The organism is Moheibacter sediminis (assembly GCF_900176425.1).
Classification (GTDB): Bacteria; Bacteroidota; Bacteroidia; order Flavobacteriales; family Weeksellaceae; genus Moheibacter; species Moheibacter sediminis.
In genome coordinates, this window is sequence record NZ_FWXS01000005.1 from 71,907 (window position 1) to 92,123 (window position 20,217).

29 protein-coding genes are annotated in these 20,217 nt (G+C 36.1%); 24 read left to right on the top strand and 5 right to left on the bottom strand.

Annotated features, from left to right (window positions below; translation table 11 throughout):
- The first annotated feature begins 1 nt into the window (after window position 1).
- The 23 genes from rpsC to rplQ all read left to right on the top strand — a co-directional run bounded on the left by rpsC (window position 2) and on the right by rplQ (window position 11,686).
- Window positions 2-736: a 30S ribosomal protein S3 gene (rpsC, locus tag B8977_RS08455; protein ID WP_084017272.1), complete on the top strand. Its 735-nt coding sequence runs from the start codon at window positions 2-4 to the stop codon at window positions 734-736.
- A 26-nt stretch (window positions 737-762) separates the two neighbouring features.
- Entirely contained in the window at window positions 763-1,182 is a 420-nt protein-coding gene (rplP, locus tag B8977_RS08460; RefSeq protein ID WP_084017273.1) for a 50S ribosomal protein L16, read from the top strand.
- A gap of 13 nt (window positions 1,183-1,195) precedes the next feature.
- Window positions 1,196-1,390: a 50S ribosomal protein L29 gene (rpmC, locus tag B8977_RS08465; RefSeq protein WP_084017274.1), complete on the top strand. Its 195-nt coding sequence runs from the start codon at window positions 1,196-1,198 to the stop codon at window positions 1,388-1,390.
- Window positions 1,391-1,403: 13 nt separating this feature from the next.
- Window positions 1,404-1,661 (top strand): 30S ribosomal protein S17, encoded by a 258-nt coding sequence (gene rpsQ / locus B8977_RS08470; protein WP_084017275.1) that lies wholly within the window; start codon window positions 1,404-1,406, stop codon window positions 1,659-1,661.
- Window position 1,662: 1 nt separating this feature from the next.
- Window positions 1,663-2,031, top strand: a complete 369-nt coding sequence (gene rplN / locus B8977_RS08475) for a 50S ribosomal protein L14 (protein WP_084017276.1) — start codon at window positions 1,663-1,665, stop codon at window positions 2,029-2,031.
- 10 nt (window positions 2,032-2,041) lie between these two features.
- Window positions 2,042-2,353 carry a 50S ribosomal protein L24 gene (rplX, locus tag B8977_RS08480; protein ID WP_084017277.1) on the top strand — a complete coding sequence of 104 codons (312 nt, stop codon included), beginning with the start codon at window positions 2,042-2,044 and terminating at the stop codon, window positions 2,351-2,353.
- Between the two features lie 2 nt (window positions 2,354-2,355).
- Entirely contained in the window at window positions 2,356-2,922 is a 567-nt protein-coding gene (rplE, locus tag B8977_RS08485; protein WP_084017278.1) for a 50S ribosomal protein L5, read from the top strand.
- A gap of 1 nt (window position 2,923) precedes the next feature.
- Window positions 2,924-3,193, top strand: coding sequence for a 30S ribosomal protein S14 (gene rpsN / locus B8977_RS08490; protein ID WP_084017279.1), 270 nt, complete (start codon window positions 2,924-2,926; stop codon window positions 3,191-3,193).
- 211 nt (window positions 3,194-3,404) lie between these two features.
- On the top strand, window positions 3,405-3,752 hold the full coding sequence (locus B8977_RS08495) for a hypothetical protein (RefSeq protein ID WP_143736414.1): 348 nt from the start codon (window positions 3,405-3,407) through the stop codon (window positions 3,750-3,752).
- A 157-nt stretch (window positions 3,753-3,909) separates the two neighbouring features.
- Window positions 3,910-4,311: a 30S ribosomal protein S8 gene (gene rpsH / locus B8977_RS08500; protein WP_084017281.1), complete on the top strand. Its 402-nt coding sequence runs from the start codon at window positions 3,910-3,912 to the stop codon at window positions 4,309-4,311.
- A 19-nt stretch (window positions 4,312-4,330) separates the two neighbouring features.
- On the top strand, window positions 4,331-4,876 hold the full coding sequence (rplF, locus tag B8977_RS08505; RefSeq protein WP_084017282.1) for a 50S ribosomal protein L6: 546 nt from the start codon (window positions 4,331-4,333) through the stop codon (window positions 4,874-4,876).
- Window positions 4,877-4,892: 16 nt separating this feature from the next.
- Window positions 4,893-5,240, top strand: a complete 348-nt coding sequence (gene rplR, locus B8977_RS08510) for a 50S ribosomal protein L18 (RefSeq protein ID WP_084017283.1) — start codon at window positions 4,893-4,895, stop codon at window positions 5,238-5,240.
- Between the two features lie 12 nt (window positions 5,241-5,252).
- Entirely contained in the window at window positions 5,253-5,777 is a 525-nt protein-coding gene (gene rpsE, locus B8977_RS08515) for a 30S ribosomal protein S5 (protein ID WP_084017284.1), read from the top strand.
- A gap of 7 nt (window positions 5,778-5,784) precedes the next feature.
- The gene (rpmD, locus tag B8977_RS08520) at window positions 5,785-5,961 is read left to right on the top strand and encodes a 50S ribosomal protein L30 (RefSeq protein ID WP_084017285.1); all 177 of its coding nucleotides are present in this window, start codon (window positions 5,785-5,787) and stop codon (window positions 5,959-5,961) included.
- Between the two features lie 58 nt (window positions 5,962-6,019).
- The gene (gene rplO, locus B8977_RS08525; RefSeq protein ID WP_084017286.1) at window positions 6,020-6,493 is read left to right on the top strand and encodes a 50S ribosomal protein L15; all 474 of its coding nucleotides are present in this window, start codon (window positions 6,020-6,022) and stop codon (window positions 6,491-6,493) included.
- Window positions 6,494-6,651: 158 nt separating this feature from the next.
- Window positions 6,652-8,019 (top strand): preprotein translocase subunit SecY, encoded by a 1,368-nt coding sequence (secY, locus tag B8977_RS08530; protein ID WP_084017287.1) that lies wholly within the window; start codon window positions 6,652-6,654, stop codon window positions 8,017-8,019.
- An 8-nt stretch (window positions 8,020-8,027) separates the two neighbouring features.
- On the top strand, window positions 8,028-8,243 hold the full coding sequence (gene infA, locus B8977_RS08535) for a translation initiation factor IF-1 (protein ID WP_084017288.1): 216 nt from the start codon (window positions 8,028-8,030) through the stop codon (window positions 8,241-8,243).
- Between the two features lie 268 nt (window positions 8,244-8,511).
- A complete protein-coding gene (ykgO, locus tag B8977_RS08540) occupies window positions 8,512-8,628 on the top strand; it encodes a type B 50S ribosomal protein L36 (RefSeq protein WP_084017289.1) in 117 nt (38 codons plus the stop codon).
- 3 nt (window positions 8,629-8,631) lie between these two features.
- Complete coding sequence (gene rpsM, locus B8977_RS08545) at window positions 8,632-9,009, top strand: 30S ribosomal protein S13 (protein WP_084017290.1); 378 nt, start codon at window positions 8,632-8,634, stop codon at window positions 9,007-9,009.
- An 11-nt stretch (window positions 9,010-9,020) separates the two neighbouring features.
- Window positions 9,021-9,410, top strand: coding sequence for a 30S ribosomal protein S11 (rpsK, locus tag B8977_RS08550; RefSeq protein WP_084017291.1), 390 nt, complete (start codon window positions 9,021-9,023; stop codon window positions 9,408-9,410).
- Window positions 9,411-9,483: 73 nt separating this feature from the next.
- Entirely contained in the window at window positions 9,484-10,086 is a 603-nt protein-coding gene (gene rpsD / locus B8977_RS08555; protein ID WP_084017292.1) for a 30S ribosomal protein S4, read from the top strand.
- Window positions 10,087-10,111: 25 nt separating this feature from the next.
- Window positions 10,112-11,104, top strand: coding sequence for a DNA-directed RNA polymerase subunit alpha (locus B8977_RS08560; protein WP_084017293.1), 993 nt, complete (start codon window positions 10,112-10,114; stop codon window positions 11,102-11,104).
- Between the two features lie 12 nt (window positions 11,105-11,116).
- Window positions 11,117-11,686, top strand: a complete 570-nt coding sequence (gene rplQ / locus B8977_RS08565) for a 50S ribosomal protein L17 (protein ID WP_084017294.1) — start codon at window positions 11,117-11,119, stop codon at window positions 11,684-11,686.
- Window positions 11,687-11,862: 176 nt separating this feature from the next.
- Here the strand turns inward: rplQ and B8977_RS08570 are convergent, their stop codons facing one another.
- The 3 genes from B8977_RS08570 to B8977_RS08580 all read right to left on the bottom strand — a co-directional run bounded on the left by B8977_RS08570 (window position 11,863) and on the right by B8977_RS08580 (window position 15,548).
- The gene (locus B8977_RS08570) at window positions 11,863-13,971 is read right to left on the bottom strand and encodes a S9 family peptidase (protein ID WP_084017295.1); all 2,109 of its coding nucleotides are present in this window, start codon (window positions 13,969-13,971) and stop codon (window positions 11,863-11,865) included.
- Between the two features lie 19 nt (window positions 13,972-13,990).
- Window positions 13,991-14,752 carry a hypothetical protein gene (locus tag B8977_RS08575; RefSeq protein WP_084017296.1) on the bottom strand — a complete coding sequence of 254 codons (762 nt, stop codon included), beginning with the start codon at window positions 14,750-14,752 and terminating at the stop codon, window positions 13,991-13,993.
- Between the two features lie 94 nt (window positions 14,753-14,846).
- Window positions 14,847-15,548: a T9SS type A sorting domain-containing protein gene (locus tag B8977_RS08580; protein WP_084017297.1), complete on the bottom strand. Its 702-nt coding sequence runs from the start codon at window positions 15,546-15,548 to the stop codon at window positions 14,847-14,849.
- 110 nt (window positions 15,549-15,658) lie between these two features.
- Here B8977_RS08580 and fsa point away from each other — a divergent pair, with 110 nt between their 5' ends.
- Window positions 15,659-16,315, top strand: a complete 657-nt coding sequence (gene fsa / locus B8977_RS08585) for a fructose-6-phosphate aldolase (protein ID WP_084017298.1) — start codon at window positions 15,659-15,661, stop codon at window positions 16,313-16,315.
- A gap of 56 nt (window positions 16,316-16,371) precedes the next feature.
- Here fsa and B8977_RS08590 read toward each other — a convergent pair whose 3' ends face one another.
- Together B8977_RS08590 and B8977_RS08595 are read right to left on the bottom strand one after the other, a co-directional pair.
- Window positions 16,372-17,205, bottom strand: coding sequence for a polysaccharide deacetylase family protein (locus B8977_RS08590; RefSeq protein WP_084017299.1), 834 nt, complete (start codon window positions 17,203-17,205; stop codon window positions 16,372-16,374).
- 300 nt (window positions 17,206-17,505) lie between these two features.
- A complete protein-coding gene (locus tag B8977_RS08595; RefSeq protein WP_084017300.1) occupies window positions 17,506-20,199 on the bottom strand; it encodes a TonB-dependent receptor in 2,694 nt (897 codons plus the stop codon).
- Between the last annotated feature and the right edge of the window lie 18 nt (window positions 20,200-20,217).

Sequence of the window (20,217 nt, forward strand, 5' to 3'; positions counted from 1 at the left end):
TATGGGACAGAAGACTAATCCAATCGGAAATCGTTTAGGGATCATCAGAGGATGGGACTCAAACTGGTACGGAGGAAAAGACTACGGTGATAAAATTGCAGAAGATGCTAAAATCCGTGAATATTTGAAAGCACGTCTTTCAAAAGCGGGAGTATCTAGAATTTACATCGAACGTACTTTGAAACTCATTACCGTTACCGTTACGACAGCTCGTCCCGGAATTATTATCGGAAAAGGCGGACAGGAAGTTGATAAATTAAAAGAAGAGTTGAGAAAAATCACCGGAAAGGAGGTTCAAATCAACATCTTCGAAATCAAACGACCTGAATTAGATGCAGTTTTAGTAGCTGATAGCATCGGAAGACAAATCGAAAATCGTATTTCGTACAGAAGAGCAATCAAAATGGCTATTGCAGCAGCAATGAGAATGAATGCAGAAGGAATTAAAGTTCAAATTTCAGGTAGATTAAACGGTGCTGAGATGGCACGTTCTGAATCTTATAAAGAAGGACGTATTCCTTTGTCAACCTTCCGTGCAGACATTGATTACCACATCGGAGAGGCACATACAACTTACGGTCGTATGGGTATCAAAGTATGGATCATGAAAGGCGAGGTTTATGGTAAACGTGAATTATCACCACTAGTTGGATTGCAGAAAAAGCAAGCCGGCGGAAAAAAAGGACCGGAAGGTAGAAGAGGAGGTGATAGAGACAGAAAAAGACAATCACGTTAATTATTAATGATTAAGATTTAAGAGAAATGTTATCACCGAAAAGAACAAAATTTAGAAAGACCCAGAAGGGCAAGATGAAAGGAGTCACCAAAAGAGGTGCCGAGCTTGCCTACGGAACCTTCGGTATCAAATCTTTAGACGAAGCATTCGTAACTGCACGCCAGATCGAAGCAGCGCGTATCGCCGCAACTCGTTTCATGAAAAGAGAAGGTCAGTTATGGATTAAAATTTTCCCGGACAAGCCAATTACCAAAAAACCTGCAGAGGTTCGTATGGGTAAAGGTAAAGGAGCACCAGAATATTGGGTTGCACCAGTACAGCCAGGGAGAATTTTATTTGAAGTTGGAGGAGTTCCTCAAGATGTTGCAACCGAAGCATTGCGTTTGGCTGCTCAGAAACTTCCAGTTAAAACAAAGTTTATCATAGCAAGAGATTATTCTGCTTAAATATTGAAATAATATGAAAACATCAGAAATTAACGATTTAAGCATCGAAGACATCAAAGCTAAACTGGCAGAAGAAAAAGCAAGTTATGCAAAACTGAAAGTGAACCACAAAGTATCTCAGTTAGAGAATCCTTTGTCTATACGCAAAGCGCGTAAGCATATCGCAAGGTTGGCAACCGTGTTGAACCAAAAATTAGCTCAACAGTAAAAATTGTCTCAAGATGGAAGAAAGAAATTTAAGAAAAGAAAGAGTTGGAGTTGTTTCAAGTAACAAAATGGATAAAACCATCGTTGTTTCTGAAACCTACAAACAAAAACACCCATTCTATGGGAAATTCGTTAAGAAAACGAAAAAGTACACTGCACACGATGAAACAAACGAGTGCAATGAAGGGGACACAGTTCGTATCTCTGAGACAAGACCTTTGAGTAAAAACAAACGTTGGAGATTAGTAGAAATCATAGAAAGAGCTAAGTAATATGTTACAGCAAGAATCAAGATTAAAAGTAGCAGATAACACAGGAGCTCGTGAAGCTTTGGTTATCCGTGTTTTAGGTGGTACTAAAAGACGTTATGCTTCTGTTGGAGATAAAATCGTAGTGGCTATCAAAGACGCTACACCTTCAGGAAACACGAAAAAAGGAAGTGTTTCGAAAGCAGTCGTAGTTCGTACCAAAAAAGAGGTAAGAAGAAAGGACGGATCTTACATCCGTTTTGATGACAATGCGTGTGTATTGCTTAACGCTCAAGGTGAGATGAAAGGAACACGTGTTTTTGGTCCTGTTGCGAGAGAACTTCGCGACAAGGAATATATGAAAATCGTATCACTAGCCCCTGAGGTATTATAAAAATAAGACGATGGCAAAGTTGAAAATTAAAAAAGGAGACAACGTAGTAGTGTTGTCAGGATCTTCAAAAGGAACCAAAGGTTCTGTTTTGAAAGTGTATCCAGAAAAAGCAAAAGCAATCGTTGAAGGTGTGAATGTAATTAAAAAACACACCAAGCCTAATGCTCAGAATCCTCAAGGAGGAATCGTTGAAACAGAAGCACCTATTTATGTAAGTAAATTGGCTTTGGTTGACTCAAACGGTAAACCGACAAGAGTTGGGTACGAAGTGAAAGATGGTAAAAAAGTAAGAGTAGCGAAGAAAACCGGTAAAGAAATTTAAAGATGAGTACAAACACATACACACCGCGTCCGCAGCTGAAATACAAAGAAGAAATCGTTTCTGCGTTGAAAGAAGAGTTTTCTTATACTTCAGTTATGCAGGTTCCAAAATTGCAGAAAATCGTAATCAGTCAAGGTTTGGGTGCAGCAACAGCTGACAAAAAAATAGTTGATTATGCAATCGAAGAATTGGAACTAATTACAGGACAAAAAGCCGTTGGTACTATTTCAAAGAAAGACGAAGCTGCATTTAAACTTCGTAAAGGAATGCCAATCGGAGCGAAAGTTACTTTGAGAGGAACTAAAATGTACGAATTTTTGGACAGATTGGTATCTTCATCTTTACCACGTATCCGTGATTTCAACGGAATCAGTGCAAAAGGTTTTGACGGAAGAGGAAACTACAACTTGGGTATTACCGAGCAAATCATTTTCCCTGAAATCAACATCGATAAAGTAAAGAAAATCCAAGGTATGGATATCACTTTTGTGACTTCTGCAAACACAGACAAAGAAGCAAAAGCATTGTTAGAAAAATTCGGTTTACCATTCAAAAAAGATACTAAATAAGATGGCTAAAGAATCAATGAAAGCGCGTGAGCGCAAGAGAGAAAAGTTGGCAGCTAAGTATGCAGACAAACGCAAAGCGTTATTGGAAGCAGGTGATTATGAAGGACTTCAAAAATTACCAAAAAATGCTTCTCCAGTACGTTTGCACAACAGATGCAAATTGACAGGCCGCCCAAGAGGGTACATGAGAACCTTCGGAATTTCTCGTGTGACTTTCCGCGAAATGGCTAACAACGGTTTGATCCCGGGTGTTAGAAAAGCAAGCTGGTAAGATTTTCGTCATCCTGAGCTTGTCAAAGGAATAGAAAATCTCTCAATATTATAAAATCCAATCTTTTTTCGAAGGGATTGGATTTTTTTGTATTTTAGAGAACCAAATTCTAAAACCTATGATCTCTAAAAGCTATTTTCCCAGAGTAATTTCAATTACTTTAATTCTATTAATTATTTTATTCGTTTTTTTGTCAATTTCAAATTATGATTTGGACATAATTTATTGGGTTGTATTTTTAATTCTTCCGTTGGTAATTATATTTCTATCTGTAAATTTAAAAGTGGAATTCAATAAAAATGAAATACATTACACCTTATTTCCTTTTGTAAATAAAAAATTAGCTTGGAATGAAATCGATAAATATGAAATTGTGAAAATTTCTCCTCTTGGAGATTTTATGGGATGGGGATTTCGTTATTCGTCCAAATATGGATGGTCTTATATTCTAGACACCAAATATGCAATAGCCATTCAGAAAAAGAATGGAAAGAAATTGGCTCTTTCAGTTAAGGAAGGACAAGAAATTTTAAGTTATTTGGAATCGATTGGAAAATAATATTTTAGATATTATTAAAAGTATTTATACACTTTTTTGCTAAATCAAAAAAACTTCCTACATTTGCACGCCTAAATGTACTTGAACGAGTCATTTGGGAAGTTTAAGTTTAAAAGTAGAATCAAAGTGGTTCTATACTGTAAAATAAACAAAATTTATGTACACAGATCCAATTTCAGATTATCTGACGCGTATCAGAAACGCGATGCAAGCTGGCCACAAAGTAGTGGAAATTCCTGCTTCCAACCTTAAAAAGGAGATTACTAAAATCCTTTTCGAACAAGGTTACATCTTGAACTACAAGTTCGAGGACACGACAAATCACCAAGGTTCTATCAAAATCGCTTTGAAATATGACAAAGCAACCAAAGAACCGGTTATCAAAAAACTGAAAAGATATTCCCGTCCGGGTTTACGTCAGTACAAGGGCTCGGGAGAACTTCCAAGAGTATTGAACGGATTAGGAGTAGCAATCGTTTCTACTTCGAAAGGTGTTATGACTGACAAGCAAGCTCGTCAAGAGAATGTAGGTGGTGAAGTTTTGTGTTTAGTTTATTAATCCTTAAAAGAAAGAGAAAATGTCAAGAATAGGAAAAGCAATCATCGCTATACCTGCAGACGCTTCAATCGAATTGAAGGACGGAGTAGTTACAGTTAAAGGAAAAAACGCTGAAATGACACAACCCATCAAAGAAGGTTTTGAATTGAAAATCGAAGATGGTCAGTTAACAGTAGTTCGTCCTTCAGACTCAAAAGAAGACAGAGCATTACACGGATTATACCGTGCATTGATTAATAATATGCTAACAGGTGTTACTACCGGTTTCAAAAAACATTTGGAATTAGTCGGTGTAGGTTACAGAGCATCTAACCAGGGTCAAAGATTAGAACTGGCTTTAGGATTCTCTCACAATATCGTTTTGGAATTGCCAAAAGAAGTTGCAGTAGAAACTACAGCTGACAAAGGTAAAAACCCAACGATCATTTTGACTTCACATGACAATCAGTTGTTAGGAATGATTGCGGCAAAAATCCGTTCATTCCGTAAGCCTGAACCATACAAAGGAAAAGGTATCAAATTCGTAGGAGAAATAATTAGAAGAAAAGCAGGTAAATCTGCATAATACATAGAATCGAACAATGGCACTATCAAAAACAGAAAAAAGACAAAAGATAAAAAGACGTGTTCGTCGTAATATCTTTGGAACAGCTGAAAGACCTCGTTTATCAGTTTACCGTTCCAACAAAGAAATTTACGCTCAAATAGTTGACGATAATTCAGGAGTAACTTTGGCTTCAGCTTCATCAAGAGAGGCAAAAGCAACAGGAACTAAAACTGAGCAGTCAGCAGCAGTAGGGAAATTGGTTGCAGAAAAAGCAAAAGCAAAAGGAATCGAAACTGTAATTTTTGACAGAAACGGTTTCATTTATCATGGTCGAATCAAAGCTTTGGCAGACGGAGCTAGAGAAGGTGGTTTAAAATTCTAAGAACAGAAAAAAATGTTAGGATACAAAAATATAGAAAAAGTAAAACCAGCCGGAATCGAATTGACTGACCGTTTGGTAGGAGTACAACGTGTAACCAAAGTGACCAAAGGTGGTCGCGCATTCGGATTCTCAGCTATCGTTGTGGTAGGTGACGGAAAAGGTGTAGTAGGTTACGGTTTAGGAAAATCTAAAGAGGTTGCTTCAGCTATCGCAAAAGCAGTAGAAGATGCAAAGAAAAATTTAGTAAGAATCCCATTGGATGGACATACAGTTCCTCACGAAATTGAAGCACGTTATGGTGGTGGACACGTATTCTTGAGACCAGCTTCTCACGGTACAGGTTTGATCGCAGGTGGTGCAGTTCGTGCGGTATTGGAATCAGTAGGAATCCACGACGTATTGTCAAAATCAAAAGGATCTTCAAACCCTCACAATGTGGTAAAAGCTACTTTCAAAGCATTGTTGAATTTGAGAAGTGCGAACGTTGTTGCACGTCAGAGAGGTATTTCAATCAGTAAAGTGTTCAACGGTAAATAAGCGAAAAATGGCAACAGTAAAAGTAAAACAAGTACGTAGCGCAATCAATCGCGATAAATCTCAAAAGGCAACTTTAGTAGCTTTGGGATTGAAAAAATTGAATCAAGTAGTTGAACACGAATCTACTCCTCAGATTGAAGGTATGATTAGAAAGGTTCTGCATTTAGTTGAAGTGGAGAAATAATTTTTGCTGAGCAAAAATTTAATTTAACATTCAAAATTCATCATTCAAAATAATTAAAATGAATTTAAGTAATTTAAAACCTGCACAAGGTTCAGTAAAAAATAAATTCCGTAAGGGTAGAGGGGAAGGCAGTGGAAACGCCGGAACTTCAGGTCGCGGACACAAAGGTCAGAAATCTCGTTCTGGTAACAAGAAAAAAGTAGGTTTCGAAGGTGGACAGATGCCTTTGCAAAGACGTGTTCCTAAATTCGGCTTCAAAAATATCAACCGAGTTGAGTACAACGGAGTGAACTTAGATGTTATCCAACAATTGATCGATAACAATAAAATTACAGACACGCTTACAAAAGAGATATTGGTACAACAAGGTTTAGCTCACAAAAACGATTTGATCAAAATTTTAGGTCGTGGTGAATTAAAATCAAACGTAACAATCATCGCTGATAAATTTACTAAAACAGCTCAAGAAGCAATCGAGAAAGCTGGAGGTAAAGCTGAAATAGTAGCAAAAAAAAGCAAAGTAGCTGAGTAAATTAATACTGAGATGCAACCCTAACCGGTTGCATCTTTATAGTAATTAAATAACAAGATTGAACACATGAAAGAAAAATATATGTGTTCAATAGAAAAATAATCTTTAACACATGAAACATAGTTCCATGTGGCGAATTGTAAAAATAAACAGGACACATGAAAGGGTTTATACAAACTATAAAAAATATCTGGAGCATAAAAGAACTGAGAGAAAAGTTGATTCTTACGTTCACTTTTCTTATTGTTTACAGATTTGGTTCTTACATTCCACTTCCGGGTATTGACATCAATGAAGTAACTCGATTGTTGGACGCTCAGTCAGATTCTCAACAAGGTATTTTGGGATTGTTAAATTCTTTTACGGGAGGTTCGTTTAACCGTGCTTCCATTTTAGCATTAGGGATCATGCCTTACATTTCTGCGTCGATTGTAGTTCAGTTGATGGGATTGGCTGTACCTTATTTGCAAAAATTACAAAAAGACGGAGACAGCGGCCGTAAGAAAATCACTCAGATTACTCGTTGGTTGACCATCGCCATTTGTTTGGTTCAGGCACCTGCTTACCTTACATTATTACAAACACAATTGTTACCATACAATGGAGGTTTCCACTCTGCGTATTTATTAGATCCGGCTTCATTCTGGTTCATGGTTCCATCTGTAATTATTTTGATTACGGGAACTGTATTCACAATGTGGATGGGAGAAAAAATCACAGACCGAGGAATCGGAAACGGTATTTCAATTTTGATTATGGTGGGAATCTTGGCAGATTTACCAAGAGCTTTACTGAATGCATTTGAATTGGATACAACCGGAGGGATTTTCTTCTTGTTGGAAATAATCGGACTATTGATTGTCATCATGCTTTGTGTATTGTTAGTACAAGCTGTAAGAAAAATTCCGGTACAATACGTAAGAAGAGCTCAGGCAGGAAGCAGTAGTTACATGCGTTCTGTTACGGATTCAGTTCGTTCATACATTCCATTGAAAGTAAATGCATCAGGGGTAATGCCAATAATCTTTGCGCAGGCAATTATGTTCTTACCGGCAACTTTGGTGGGAATGGTAGCTGATCAGGATTCATCCTGGGTTGTATTTTTCCAGAAAGTAGCAGATCCGTTCTCTTGGCAGCATAGTGTTATATTTGCAATATTGATTATTGTATTTACATTCTTCTATACGGCAATTACAATTCCAGTTAACCAAATGGCTGACGATTTGAAACGCAACGGAGGAATCATCCCGGGTATCAAACCAGGAAAAGACACAGCTGATTATTTAGATGATATCTTGTCAAAAATTACATTTCCAGGATCATTGTTCTTGGTATTGATTGCAATTTTACCGGCAATCGTAAATATGCTTGGAGTAGATCAGAGCTTGGCGATGTTTTACGGAGGTACATCATTGTTGATCATGGTTGCAGTTATCTTGGATACAGTTCAGCAAATCAACACATATTTATTAAATCATCATTACGATGGTTTGATGTCAACAGGTAGAAATAAAAACGTAGCTTAAGAAAATAAATGGCAAAACAGAAACATATAGAGCAAGACGGAACCATCATAGAAGCATTGTCAAATGCAATGTTTCGTGTAGAATTAGAGAATGGTCACATAGTAACCTCTCACATTTCCGGAAAAATGAGAATGCACTATATCAAATTATTACCGGGAGACAAAGTAAAATTAGAAATGTCACCCTATGATTTATCAAAAGGAAGAATTACATACAGATATTAATTTGTAATTTTAAAAATACAAAAGCTGTTTCAATATAAAATTGATTCAGCTTTTTTTAAGTTAAAAATGAATGTAATTCACTCATTAATAAAATAATTTAGAAATGCATAAGTATTTAAATAATTTTTATACCTTTGCACACTTTAATGGGTAAAAATGATACAGTTAGTAAGTTGACAAAGCTTACTACCTTTTTTATTGTTTACTCGTGAGTAAATAAAATACTGACTGGAGGCATAATGCCGGAGCAAATTAAATAACAGCAAAAATGAAAATTAGAGCATCTATCAAAAAAAGAAGTGCTGACTGCAAAATTGTACGCAGGAAAGGTGTACTGTACGTGATTAATAAGAAGAATCCTAAATTTAAACAAAGACAAGGTTAAGATATGGCACGTATTTCAGGAGTAGATTTACCAAAAAACAAAAGAGGAGAAATAGGTCTTACCTACATCTACGGTATTGGTAAAAGCACAGCACAAAAGATATTAGCGGAAGCTAATGTTGACAAAGACAAAAAAGTAAATGAATGGAACGATGATGAAATCAACGCAATCCGTTTGTCAATTACTGAAAACCACAAAGTGGAAGGAGAACTTCGTTCTGAAATCCAATTGAACATCAAACGTATGATGGACATCGGATGTCAGCGAGGAATTCGTCACAGACTTGGATTACCTTTAAGAGGTCAGAGAACCAAAAACAACTCTCGTACGAGAAAAGGTAAAAAGAAAACAGTTGCTAACAAGAAAAAAGCCACTAAATAATAGATAGAGTTATGGCAAAGAATCAAAAAACAGCAAAGAAAAGAAAAGTAATTGTAGAGGCGGTAGGTCAAGCACATATCCAAGCTTCTTTCAATAACGTAATCATAACTTTGACTAATAAAAACGGAGAAGTTATTTCTTGGTCATCTGCCGGGAAAATGGGCTTCAGAGGATCTAAAAAGAACACACCTTACGCTGCACAAGTTGCTGCACAGGATGCTACGGCTCAAGCTTTGGAAGCTGGTCTTAGAAGAGTGAAAGTGTATGTTAAAGGACCGGGGCAAGGACGCGAGTCTGCCATCAGAACCATCCACAACAATGGTATCGAAGTAAGCGAAATTATTGATGTTACGCCATTGCCGCACAACGGTTGTCGTCCACCAAAACGCAGAAGAGTGTAACAAATTGAAAATGTTGAATTCTAAATTAACAATTTAAAAATTCAAACTTCAAAAATCAAAATTTTAAAATAAAATGGCAAGATATACAGGACCAAAAACTAAAATCGCAAGAAAATTCGGACAACCTATCTTTGGTGACGACAAAAGTTTCGAAAAGAAAAAATACCCTCCAGGACAACACGGCCCTAACAAAAGGAGAGGTAAAAAATCTGAATATGCGGTTCAGTTAGAAGAAAAACAAAAAGCTAAATATACGTACGGAATCCTTGAGCGTCAGTTCGAGAACATGTACAAAAAAGCAAATGCTGCAAAAGGAATTACCGGTGAAATCCTTTTACAATATTGCGAATCTCGTTTAGACAACGTGGTTTACCGTTTAGGTATCTCACCTTCACGCAGAGGAGCTCGTCAGTTGGTAGGACACAAGCACATCACTGTAAATGGTGAAGTAGTAAACATCCCTTCATACCAATTGAAAGCAGGTGATGTTGTAGCAGTACGCGAAAAATCAAAAACATTGATCGCTATCACCGAATCATTGAGATCCCGTTCAACTTACGATTGGTTGATTTGGAACGATGAGCAAATGTCAGGTACATTTAATTCAGCTCCTGAAAGAATCCAGATTCCGGAAGACATCAAAGAACAATTGATTGTCGAATTATACTCTAAATAATTTTAAATTAAAAGAGAAACAGCAAATGACAATTTTAAATTTTATAAAACCAGACAAAGTAGTTTTAGTCGAATCAGATCATAACTATGGACAATTCGAATTCCGCCCTTTGGAGCCGGGTTACGGATTGACTATAGGGAACGCTTTGCGCAGAGTATTGCTTTCTTCACTAGAAGGACACGCAATCACTTCTGTAAAAATCGAAGGAGTTGACCACGAGTTCTCAACCATTTCAGGTGTGGTAGAAGATATGACTGAAATTATTTTGAATCTGAAAAAAGTTAGATTCAAAAGACAGATCAGTGACTCAGATACCGAAACAGTTACTGCTTCTATCTCAGGTCAGGATCAATTAACTGCCGGTGATTTAGGGAAATTCATTTCTGGATTCCAGATTTTAAACCCTGATTTTGTAATCGCCAACATGGATAAAAAAGTGAAATTAGACTTCACTTTCACTATCGAAAAAGGTAGAGGATATGTTCCAGCTGATGACAACAAAAAAGCAAATGCACCTATCGGGACGATAGCTATAGATGCCATTTATACGCCAATAAAAAACGTAAAATACAGCATTGAAAACTACCGTGTAGAGCAAAAAACCGACTACGAAAAATTGATTCTTGAAATCACTACTGACGGTTCTATTGCACCACAAGATGCTTTGACTGAAACAGCTAAGATCTTGATTCACCACTTCATGTTATTCTCTGACGAAAGAATTACCCTTGAAACAGAAGAAGTAGCATACGGTGAAACTTACGATGAAGAAGCACTTCACATGAGACAATTGTTGAAAACCAAATTGGTTGATATGGACTTGTCTGTACGTGCTTTGAATTGTCTTAAAGCAGCTGAAGTGGAAACCTTAGGAGAACTGGTTTCTTACAACAAATCAGATTTGATGAAATTCCGAAACTTTGGTAAAAAATCTCTTACAGAATTAGAAGAGTTAGTGGACAACAAAGGATTGAATTTCGGAATGGATATTTCAAAATATAAGTTAGACGTAGAATAATTTTTCAATAAAATGAGACACGGTAAGAAAATTAATCACTTAGGGAGAACCGCTTCACACAGAAGCGCGATGATGTCAAACATGGCTTCCTCTTTGATTACACATAAAAGAATCAACACGACTTTGGCAAAAGCTAAATCGTTACAACGTTACATAGAACCATTAATCACAAAATCTAAAACAGATGACACGAACAACCGTCGTGTAGTTTTCAAATATTTGCAAAACAAAGAATCTGTTGCTGAATTGTTCCGTGAGGTAGCTCCGAAAGTAGCTGACCGTCCGGGTGGTTATACTAGAATCATCAAGACAGGATTCCGTCAGGGAGACAGCGCTGAAATGGCAATGATCGAATTGGTTGACTTCAATGAATTGTACACTTCTGCTAAACCAGAGAAGAAAACAAGAAGAAGCAGAAGAGGGGGAGCAGCTTCTACAAAAGAAGAAACTACTCCAGCTGCTGAAGTTGAAACGAAGGAAGAAGTTGTAGAAGCTCCGGTTGAAGAACCAAAAGCTGAAACAACTCAGGAAACTCCGGAAGCTACAACTGAAGAAGGTTCTGAAGAAGAAAAGAAAGACTAAGAATTTCTTTAATGGATATAAAAAAGCAGTCATTTATGACTGCTTTTTTTGTTATAATATTTTATAATTTATTCCAGACTTTATAATGCCATATGAAAAATCCGGAAAAGCATTGATTTTCCGGATTTATATTTTAATTAAAAACTGATTTTTGAGTCTTTACATTTTCATTAAAATCATTTTGTAATTCCTTCTAATTTGAAGATGAATGCATACTCAAGCGCAACCTCTTTTAAAGATTCGAAACGTCCTGATGCGCCGCCATGTCCGGCTTCCATATTTGTCTCAAGCAAAAGTAAGTTGTTGTCTGTTTTTAATTCTCTCAATTTTGCAACCCATTTTGCAGGTTCCCAATACTGAACTTGTGAATCGTGCAATCCTGTTGTCACCAACATATTTGGATAACTTTTCTTTTCGATGTTGTCATATGGAGAGTATGATTTCATGTAGTCGTAATAAGTTTTGTCGTTTGGATTTCCCCATTCGTCATATTCCCCTGTTGTCAAAGGAATTGAATCGTCTAACATCGTCGTCACCACATCCACAAAAGGAACTTGTGCAACCACACCGCGGTACAAATCAGGCGCCTGGTTAATGATGGCTCCCATCAATAATCCACCCGCTGAACCACCCATTGCATAAAGATGTTTGGCTGAAGTGTAGTTTTCATCGATTAAATATTTTGAAACATCCACGAAGTCATTGAATGTATTCTTTTTAGTTAACATTTTTCCGTCTTCATACCAAGGACGACCCAATTCTTGCCCTCCGCGAATGTGTGCGATGGCATAAACGAATCCTCTGTCAAGCAATGACAAACGCGTTGAGCTGAAGTAAGGATCCATGGTTGCACCATACGAACCGTAAGCATAAAGCAGGAGCGGGGTATCGGCGTTTAGTTTTGTAGAGTTTTTGTAAACTACAGAAACGGGTACTTTTTTACCGTCACGTGCTGTCACCCAAATTCTTTTGGTAGTATAATTTGCTTTGTTGAAATCGCCTAAAACGGGTTGCTCTTTTTTGACTTCCGATTCTTTTGTCTTCATGTTGAAATCAATGGTAGAATTGGGCGTCGTCATGGACATATAACCGTAACGCAAAACGTCTGTGTCGAAATCGATGTTGGTGGAAACGTACGCTGTATAGGCTTCTTCTTTGAAAGGTAAGTTATAATTGATCTTGTTGTTCCAGCTTCTGATATTCATTTCAATCAAACCATTGGTTCTTTCTTCCAACACCAAAAATTCTTTGAAGATTTCAAAACCTTCCAAATAGGTGTCCGCTCTATGCGGGATAACATCTACCCAATTTGCTTTTCCAGGTTTTGTAACCGGAGTTTTCATGAGTTTGAAATTGGTAGCTTTATCTTTATTGGTCAAAATGTAGAAGTCTTCACCATAATGTTCAATGCTGTATTCCAAATCGCGTTCACGCGGTTGAAGAACGGTCCATTCCGCATTTGGCTGATCAGCCGGGATGAAACGGTATTCGTTTGAAACGGTGCTTCCCGAACCGATAATGATGTATTTTCTTGATTTTGATTTGTAAACGAAAGTATTGAAAGTATCGTCTTTTTCTTCAAAAATTAATTTGTCTTCGCTTTGCGGCGTTCCCAAAATGTGTTTCCAAATCTGGTATGCACGAAGAGTTTCGTCTTTACGGGTATAAAATAAAGTTTTGTTGTCAGCAGCCCAAACGGAACCTCCGGTTGTATTTTCTAATTTGTCAGAAAGAATTTTACCCGACTTTAAATCTTTGATTTGGATGGTATAAATTCTACGGCTAACAACGTCTTGTCCGAAAGCAGCTAATTCGTTATTTTCGCTGATGTTGAGACCATTTAAGTTGTAATAATCATAGCCTTTTGCCATTTCATTTACATCAAAAAGAATTTCTTCTTTGGCATCGATGTTTTCTTTTCTTCTGGAATGAATAGGGTATTCACCTCCTTTTACGTAGCGGGTGCTGTACCAATAACCGTTGTATTTGTATGGAACTGAAGCGTCATCTTCTTTGATGCGGCTCTTCATTTCTTCAAAAAGAGATTTTTGGAAAGCATCTGTATCACTTAATTGGGATTTGGTATAGGCGTTTTCGTCTTCGAGGTATTTGATTACTTCTTTATTCTCGCGGTCGTTTAACCAATAATAATTATCTACGCGGACATCGCCGTGAATTTCTAGTTTTTTCTCTATTTTTTTTGCTTTGGGTGCTTGCATTGATTGTGCATTTAAGGCTGCAAATGTAAAGCAAATTGCAGTGAGGGTAATTACTTGTTTTTGCATAAATTGTCTGTGGTGTTTGTTATAGCTGTTTGAATTGTATCAATTTCTTTTGGTTGTTGTCGGAATTGATTTCAATCTCGAGATTATTTCCGTCAAAAAAACCTATAGTTTCATAATTTCCTTTGGGATCAGTCACTTTTACACGGTAAACTCCGTTTTTTGATGATGGGAAAAACTGTGCATAAATCTGAGAATTGCTTTCATTGATCAGAAAAAATGAACCGTCTGTCAAGTCAGATTTTGTAAGTTTGATTTCACCGTTGGAGTAAGCCTTAATTCCTGAATTTTGCATGGAGGGATTTACTTTAGGTTCTTCATATTTTACAATTTCTACAGGCGTTTCTGAGTTTTTTATTTGTTCAATTGGTTTTGCATTTTGGTTTTTCACATTTTGAACTGCGATTTTTACAGCTTCTTGATAACCTTTGTCATATTCTTTGACAGCAGATGTACCTTCTAAGTTAGCGATTGTTTTTTGCTGACAATCTGTAAATGAAACGTCTAACTTATTTTTTAATAAGCTTTTCCCCTTTTTTAAATCGGCTTTCAATACAGAGCATGTATTTTGTTGTGCTTCTGCCGGCCATTCCTGAACGTTTTCAGAAAGGATTTGGTAATCTTTTCTTTCCAACAAATTTTTCAAATAAGTATTCAGATGGTATTGATTTGTTTTGAAATCGCTAAAGGTTTCAGGAATCACAATGTATTTATAATCGGAAATTTGTTGGGCATTTAGCATTGAAAATGAAATTAATACCAAAGCTGTAATGAAGTTTTTCATTTTATAGAATTAAAATTTAATTTTCAAATATAAAGAAAAAGACCTCACGGAATTTATAATCGATGAGGTCTTTCTATGTAACAGGAAGTTAAAATTATTTCTTGATGATTTTTTGGGTTTTAATGATTTTTCCTTCTGATTTAAATGTGATGAAATAAATTCCTTTTGGATAGTTAGAGAAATTGATTTCGGTCTTATCAGAATTTATTTTTTGGGTAAATAATAATTTGCCATTTGAGTCCGTGATTTGAGTGTTTAGGAGCTTTGAATCGGGGTTTTGAATGGTTAGTTTGTCATTTACGGGATTTGGGGAAAATTGTATTTTATTTGTTGAGATTTCTTGATTTGATAAAATAGCATTGTGGTAATTGGCTTTATGTCCAAATGGATTTGTAATAATAAGTCTTTTTGAGTTTGGGAAGTCAGGATTAGGTTCAATCGTATATGTGAAAATTTCATTTTCATTTCCGCTAAAAATATAAAAGTAAAATTCATCAAAAAAATCATAATCTTCGTATTGACATTCTAACAAGGTCATTGCAACATCAGTAAGTTGGAAAGAGTTGTCATTTAAATTGTTGAATTCTCCCATAATTGCGTTGCAGCCATTTGTAGAAAATGTATTGTTTGTAAAATTGGTTTGATAATCTATTTCTGATTCAGTTTCCGGAAATAATGCAATCATGTCATCGACTTCCATCTCATATAAATACCAATTAGAATTTTGTAATTCTTCAATTTGAGAGAAAGAATTGATAGAACAAAAAAGAAGAGAAAGAATAAATAGTTTTTTCATAAGTAGTTAATTTTTAGCTAATTTAATGAAAGTATAGTTTAATTAAAATTAATTTAAAAGATGGTGTGTAAGTTTTTAAATCCGCTTAATTTTGCGCAAACACAATTTTCATGAAATTTTTTATAGACACAGCAAATTTAAATGACATCAAGGAAGCTCAGGATTTAGGCGTTTTAGATGGCGTAACGACCAATCCGTCTTTGATGGCAAAAGAGGGAATCTCGGGAAAAGAAAATATTTTGAACCACTACAAAGCAATCTGCGAAATCGTAGATGGTGATGTAAGCGCTGAAGTAATCGCAACCGATTTTGACGGAATGGTAAAGGAAGGTGAGGAGCTGGCTGCGTTGCATGAGCAAATCGTGGTGAAAATCCCGATGACAAAAGACGGTGTGAAGGCTTGTAAATATTTTACAGAAAAAGGAATCAGAACCAATGTTACCTTGGTTTTCTCAGTAGGGCAGGCATTGTTGGCTGCGAAAGCGGGTGCGACTTATGTTTCTCCATTTTTGGGAAGATTGGATGATATTTCTACCGATGGTTTGAACTTGATTGAAGAGATCCGTTTGGTTTATGACAATTACTTATATGATACGCAGATTTTAGCAGCCTCAATCCGTCATACTATGCACGTTGTGAATTGTGCGAAAATCGGTGCTGATGTTATGACCGGACCGTTGAGCTCTATCTTGGGATTATTGAAACATCCTTTGACGGATATCGGTTTGGCTCAGTTTTTAGCTGACCATGCAAAAGCAAATTCTTAATTAAGAAATCAAAATAAAATGAAAAGACGGAAATGATTTTCCGTCTTTTTTTTGTTTTAATTCACCGCTGTTCTCACATCAGGATAATCCCTGATTTTCCTCACAACGATGTCTTCGCGTGTTTTAATTCGTTTCAGAAATTTTTCTAATTCTTGGGTGCTGATTGAATCTTTGAAATATTGGTCATGTGTCAGCAGAACCAAATGATCTTGTGTTCGTGTTTTATTATTGAAAAATAAACTGTCTATTTCGTTGAATAATTTATCTCCGGTTTGTTTCAATCCGCTTTTTTCATCCGATTTCCATTCCCAATCCCAACCGATTAATTTGTATTGATTTTTTGACAGATAATCAGCACTTTCTTTGCTTGATTTGATGTCTGTAATGTTCAGAGTCGGTGTGCGCCAAATGTTTCTGCCCGGTGTTCTGCCAATCAGAAGTTTTCGTTTCAGACTGTCATTCATTCGGTTGAAATCATTTAAAACCAAAACAGAATCTTTGTAATATTTCATGAATTGATTATTGGCGTGCGAATAACTGTGGTTTGCGATTTCAAAAATCGTATCGTTAATGATCTCATTGAAATCGAACCATTGGTCTTTGCTTCCAAAAATGTGTTCTCCGACGAGGAACATCGTCACACTGACTTGTTCTTTTTTGAGGGTTTTAATGACATTTTGGGTTCCCTTGTTCGGACCATCATCAAATGTGATGTAGAGGTACTTTTTGGGTGTGGGAGTTGGTTTTTCAATTTCTTCGGGAATTTCTCTTTCCGGGATTTTTGCACTGCTGAGTGCTGTTTTTGGTTCTTGGTCTGAAGCTGATTGGCAATGGGTCAGGGAGATGAATATGCTCAAGATGAAAGCATAGACAAAAAGTTTTTTTGACATAAAATGATGAAATGAATTAAGTTAATGAATTGTTAAAAAATTATCATTTCATTAACAAAATCTATTCCAGATTTCATCCTAGATATGTTAAACTTTATAATTATTTCAAAATAAAAACAGTCTCCTGAAAGAAGACTGTACAAAAGCATTTTTAAGTAATTGATTTGGAAACAAAAATACCGTCAATCCCGAGAGACTGACGGTATCTTTTAACCAACCTAAACCTATGGCAAATATACAGCAGGCTTACCAGCTACAACATACCAAGATCTTGGTATTTTTATGGAGAACCGTAATTTCTTAGAATTTATACCTCAATTGTACGATAAAATATCTACCCAAAACTTCTCGGGTATCAATAATTGTTCTGTTGAGACTTGCGTCAAATCTAGTGTTCACTATTTGTTCGTTTCCTAAAATGTTTCCCGCCATGAAAGTTAAATAAGTGCTTTTTGCGATATTGTATCGGATAGAAGCATTCAGTGCTTGATTTTCATTGATTAATTCATCTGCATCATATTGCAAACGGTATGAGTAATCAGACTGTAATAATAATTTGTCAGTTATAGACCAAGCCAGTTTACCAAATGGTCTCCATGTTGTAAACTCGGATTTTGCAGTTGATTCGAAGTCATTTCTTAAATAATTCAATCCGGCATCCAATTCAACTTTCTTTTTGATTTTAAATTTATTGGTCAAAGTGTAATTCTGAATCAATGAAGTATTATTGGTTAATGTTGAAAGTACATTTATGCCATCCGAAAAACCAATTTGAGTGGAATAATCTAAATAACTTACATTTCCATTTAGACTTAATGAATAAAATCTTGAGAATCTCTTGTTTGCACCAAAATAGGCAGATATTGTCTGGTCTTGTTCAGGATTGTTAATGAGTGAATTGATCTGAGGTCTGTTGGTATTATCATTGTCATCAGTTCGTGTGAATATTATAGAAGAGCTTTGCATATTGTCAACTGTTCTGCTGTACGTACCGCCTACATAAAAATTAAAGAAAGTAAATGAATTGAAATATCCATAACTTATGTTTGCGGTATGGTACAATGCCTCTTGCAAACCTAAAAATCCGCGATAAACAGAGTAATAGTTTTGTATGTCATAGCCATTTGATAAATCCACAAGATTTGGTAATTTATATTCTTGTTTATAAGATAAATTCAAAGCTTGCGCATTGCTGAATTTAACTTCTGCATCTAAATGCGGAAGGATTTTGGTCAACTCCAGCGATTGGCTTGCGTTGAGCAAATTGGTTTTATTTCTGAAATTGTGAATTCCCACTCCGGCATCAAATTTAAAGATTCCAAATTTTTTGGTGTAAGTTGCATCTGCATAAAATTCAGAATAATTAAAATCAGAATCTGTCAGGAAATTTTCATTTGTAATCAATGAATTGTCTTCGTAAATAGAATTTTTCAAATTTTGCCAGCTGAAATTTGTGCCAATTTTTAAGCGTAAATTGCTGGTATTCGTCAACAAATGATTGTAAATACCGTACACCTGTAAATTGTTTTTATTGAATTTTTGTTGCTGCCAAATATTGTTGAAATTTAAGGTGTCGATAACCATTGGATTGCCATCAGAATAAATCTCCATATCAGGTCTGTCATCCATCATTTGGTGGCGCATATAGATGCCTAAGTTGTTGTCGCGTCCAATTTTACGGATATAAGATAAATTCTGACGAAGGCTGAAACTTGTTTTATCCAATAAACTATTGGTATTTCCTGTGAAAATATTATTGGAGGATCTTTGCGCGGATTGATCATCTTCATTTTCAATGTAATTAAAACTCAATCGGTATTTGATTTGAGATTTGGAATCCGGTGTATAATCTACACGCAATCTTCCCAAAGTTGAAAGTAAATGCTGGTCGTTGTACTGTTCGTCACGTTCATAGTTGTTTGCGTCAATTCTTTCCTGAACAGATTTATAACTTAAATTATTATTGTTAAAAAGAACGAAAGCATTGGTGTATAATTTTTTACTCGGCTCATAACCAAAGTGCAAAGCACTCAAAAACGAACCCATTTCAGAAGCATCCTGTGCACTTCCTAAACGAAGCGAATTGGAATTGTCGCGAAGTGAAAAACTGCTTCCTTCTTCCATCAATTCAGACATTCCACCCAAAAAGGCAAAATAATCTTCGTTGGTAAAAACTTCTTTTCCGTAAGTATTGAAATCGGTGATGAAAGTTCCATCTGTTTTCGGACTGAAATAAAACAGTTTAGATTGTACATCTGAATGTTCATGGGCATCTCCGCCCAATGTTGCATTTCCAAAAAGCAAGCTTTTTTTGTCTTCTTTCAATTCGATGTTGAGCATAGCTTCTTCATCGCCGGAAAGAGAATTGGCAAAAGGATTTTGTTTGAATTTCTTGTTTAATTGGACTTTATCAATTGCATCTGCGGGAAGATTTTTGGTCAGCAATTTTGTATTTCCGCCTAAAACTTCACGGTTTCCGACTTTGATGGTTGTGATTTCTTTTCCTTCGTAAAATACTTTTCCATTTTCAACCTGGATTCCCGGCAATTTTTTCAAAATATCTTCCAGATTTTCATCGGCTGCGGTTCGGAAACTGTCTGCATCGTATTCGATGGTATCGCCTTTTACGGTAATGGGCTGTTTCGCACGTACAACGGCTTCTTGAAGCGAAATAACGCCACGGTTCATCTTGAAACGGACAGATTTTGATTTATCCATCGAGATGTTTTCAGAATAAGATTCAAAATCGATATGCTCCACTTCAACGTCATAACTTTCATTACAAGGCAAATCCAAAACGAAACTTCCTTCCGTATCGGTAAAAGTAAAAGCAATACCTTCATTTTTTGAATTAAATGCCGAAACAGAAGCGTCAAAAACCGGAAGCCCAATGCTGTCACGGATTTCGCCGCGAAGTTTGCATGTTTCTTGTGCGTATGAATTTGCAGAAAATAGAAAGTAAAAAATAGAAAATAGATAGGACAGTCTTCTCATTTAAGGAAATTTAAATTA

Coding starts and splice junctions, on each gene's coding strand:
- rplN (WP_084017276.1), top strand. CDS start 1,663: ATGTTACAGCAAGAATCAAGATTAAAAGTAGCAGATAACACAGGAGCT.
- rpsH (WP_084017281.1), top strand. CDS start 3,910: ATGTACACAGATCCAATTTCAGATTATCTGACGCGTATCAGAAACGCG.
- rpsK (WP_084017291.1), top strand. CDS start 9,021: ATGGCAAAGAATCAAAAAACAGCAAAGAAAAGAAAAGTAATTGTAGAG.
- ykgO (WP_084017289.1), top strand. CDS start 8,512: ATGAAAATTAGAGCATCTATCAAAAAAAGAAGTGCTGACTGCAAAATT.
- rpsD (WP_084017292.1), top strand. CDS start 9,484: ATGGCAAGATATACAGGACCAAAAACTAAAATCGCAAGAAAATTCGGA.
- rplR (WP_084017283.1), top strand. CDS start 4,893: ATGGCACTATCAAAAACAGAAAAAAGACAAAAGATAAAAAGACGTGTT.
- rpmC (WP_084017274.1), top strand. CDS start 1,196: ATGAAAACATCAGAAATTAACGATTTAAGCATCGAAGACATCAAAGCT.
- fsa (WP_084017298.1), top strand. CDS start 15,659: ATGAAATTTTTTATAGACACAGCAAATTTAAATGACATCAAGGAAGCT.
- rpsN (WP_084017279.1), top strand. CDS start 2,924: ATGGCTAAAGAATCAATGAAAGCGCGTGAGCGCAAGAGAGAAAAGTTG.
- B8977_RS08595 (WP_084017300.1), bottom strand. CDS start 20,199: ATGAGAAGACTGTCCTATCTATTTTCTATTTTTTACTTTCTATTTTCT.
- rpsQ (WP_084017275.1), top strand. CDS start 1,404: ATGGAAGAAAGAAATTTAAGAAAAGAAAGAGTTGGAGTTGTTTCAAGT.
- rplO (WP_084017286.1), top strand. CDS start 6,020: ATGAATTTAAGTAATTTAAAACCTGCACAAGGTTCAGTAAAAAATAAA.
- rplF (WP_084017282.1), top strand. CDS start 4,331: ATGTCAAGAATAGGAAAAGCAATCATCGCTATACCTGCAGACGCTTCA.
- rpsC (WP_084017272.1), top strand. CDS start 2: ATGGGACAGAAGACTAATCCAATCGGAAATCGTTTAGGGATCATCAGA.
- rpmD (WP_084017285.1), top strand. CDS start 5,785: ATGGCAACAGTAAAAGTAAAACAAGTACGTAGCGCAATCAATCGCGAT.
- B8977_RS08580 (WP_084017297.1), bottom strand. CDS start 15,548: ATGAAAAAACTATTTATTCTTTCTCTTCTTTTTTGTTCTATCAATTCT.
- rplP (WP_084017273.1), top strand. CDS start 763: ATGTTATCACCGAAAAGAACAAAATTTAGAAAGACCCAGAAGGGCAAG.
- rpsE (WP_084017284.1), top strand. CDS start 5,253: ATGTTAGGATACAAAAATATAGAAAAAGTAAAACCAGCCGGAATCGAA.
- B8977_RS08570 (WP_084017295.1), bottom strand. CDS start 13,971: ATGCAAAAACAAGTAATTACCCTCACTGCAATTTGCTTTACATTTGCA.
- B8977_RS08560 (WP_084017293.1), top strand. CDS start 10,112: ATGACAATTTTAAATTTTATAAAACCAGACAAAGTAGTTTTAGTCGAA.
- rplX (WP_084017277.1), top strand. CDS start 2,042: ATGGCAAAGTTGAAAATTAAAAAAGGAGACAACGTAGTAGTGTTGTCA.
- B8977_RS08590 (WP_084017299.1), bottom strand. CDS start 17,205: ATGTCAAAAAAACTTTTTGTCTATGCTTTCATCTTGAGCATATTCATC.
- B8977_RS08575 (WP_084017296.1), bottom strand. CDS start 14,752: ATGAAAAACTTCATTACAGCTTTGGTATTAATTTCATTTTCAATGCTA.
- secY (WP_084017287.1), top strand. CDS start 6,652: ATGAAAGGGTTTATACAAACTATAAAAAATATCTGGAGCATAAAAGAA.
- rplQ (WP_084017294.1), top strand. CDS start 11,117: ATGAGACACGGTAAGAAAATTAATCACTTAGGGAGAACCGCTTCACAC.
- infA (WP_084017288.1), top strand. CDS start 8,028: ATGGCAAAACAGAAACATATAGAGCAAGACGGAACCATCATAGAAGCA.
- rpsM (WP_084017290.1), top strand. CDS start 8,632: ATGGCACGTATTTCAGGAGTAGATTTACCAAAAAACAAAAGAGGAGAA.
- rplE (WP_084017278.1), top strand. CDS start 2,356: ATGAGTACAAACACATACACACCGCGTCCGCAGCTGAAATACAAAGAA.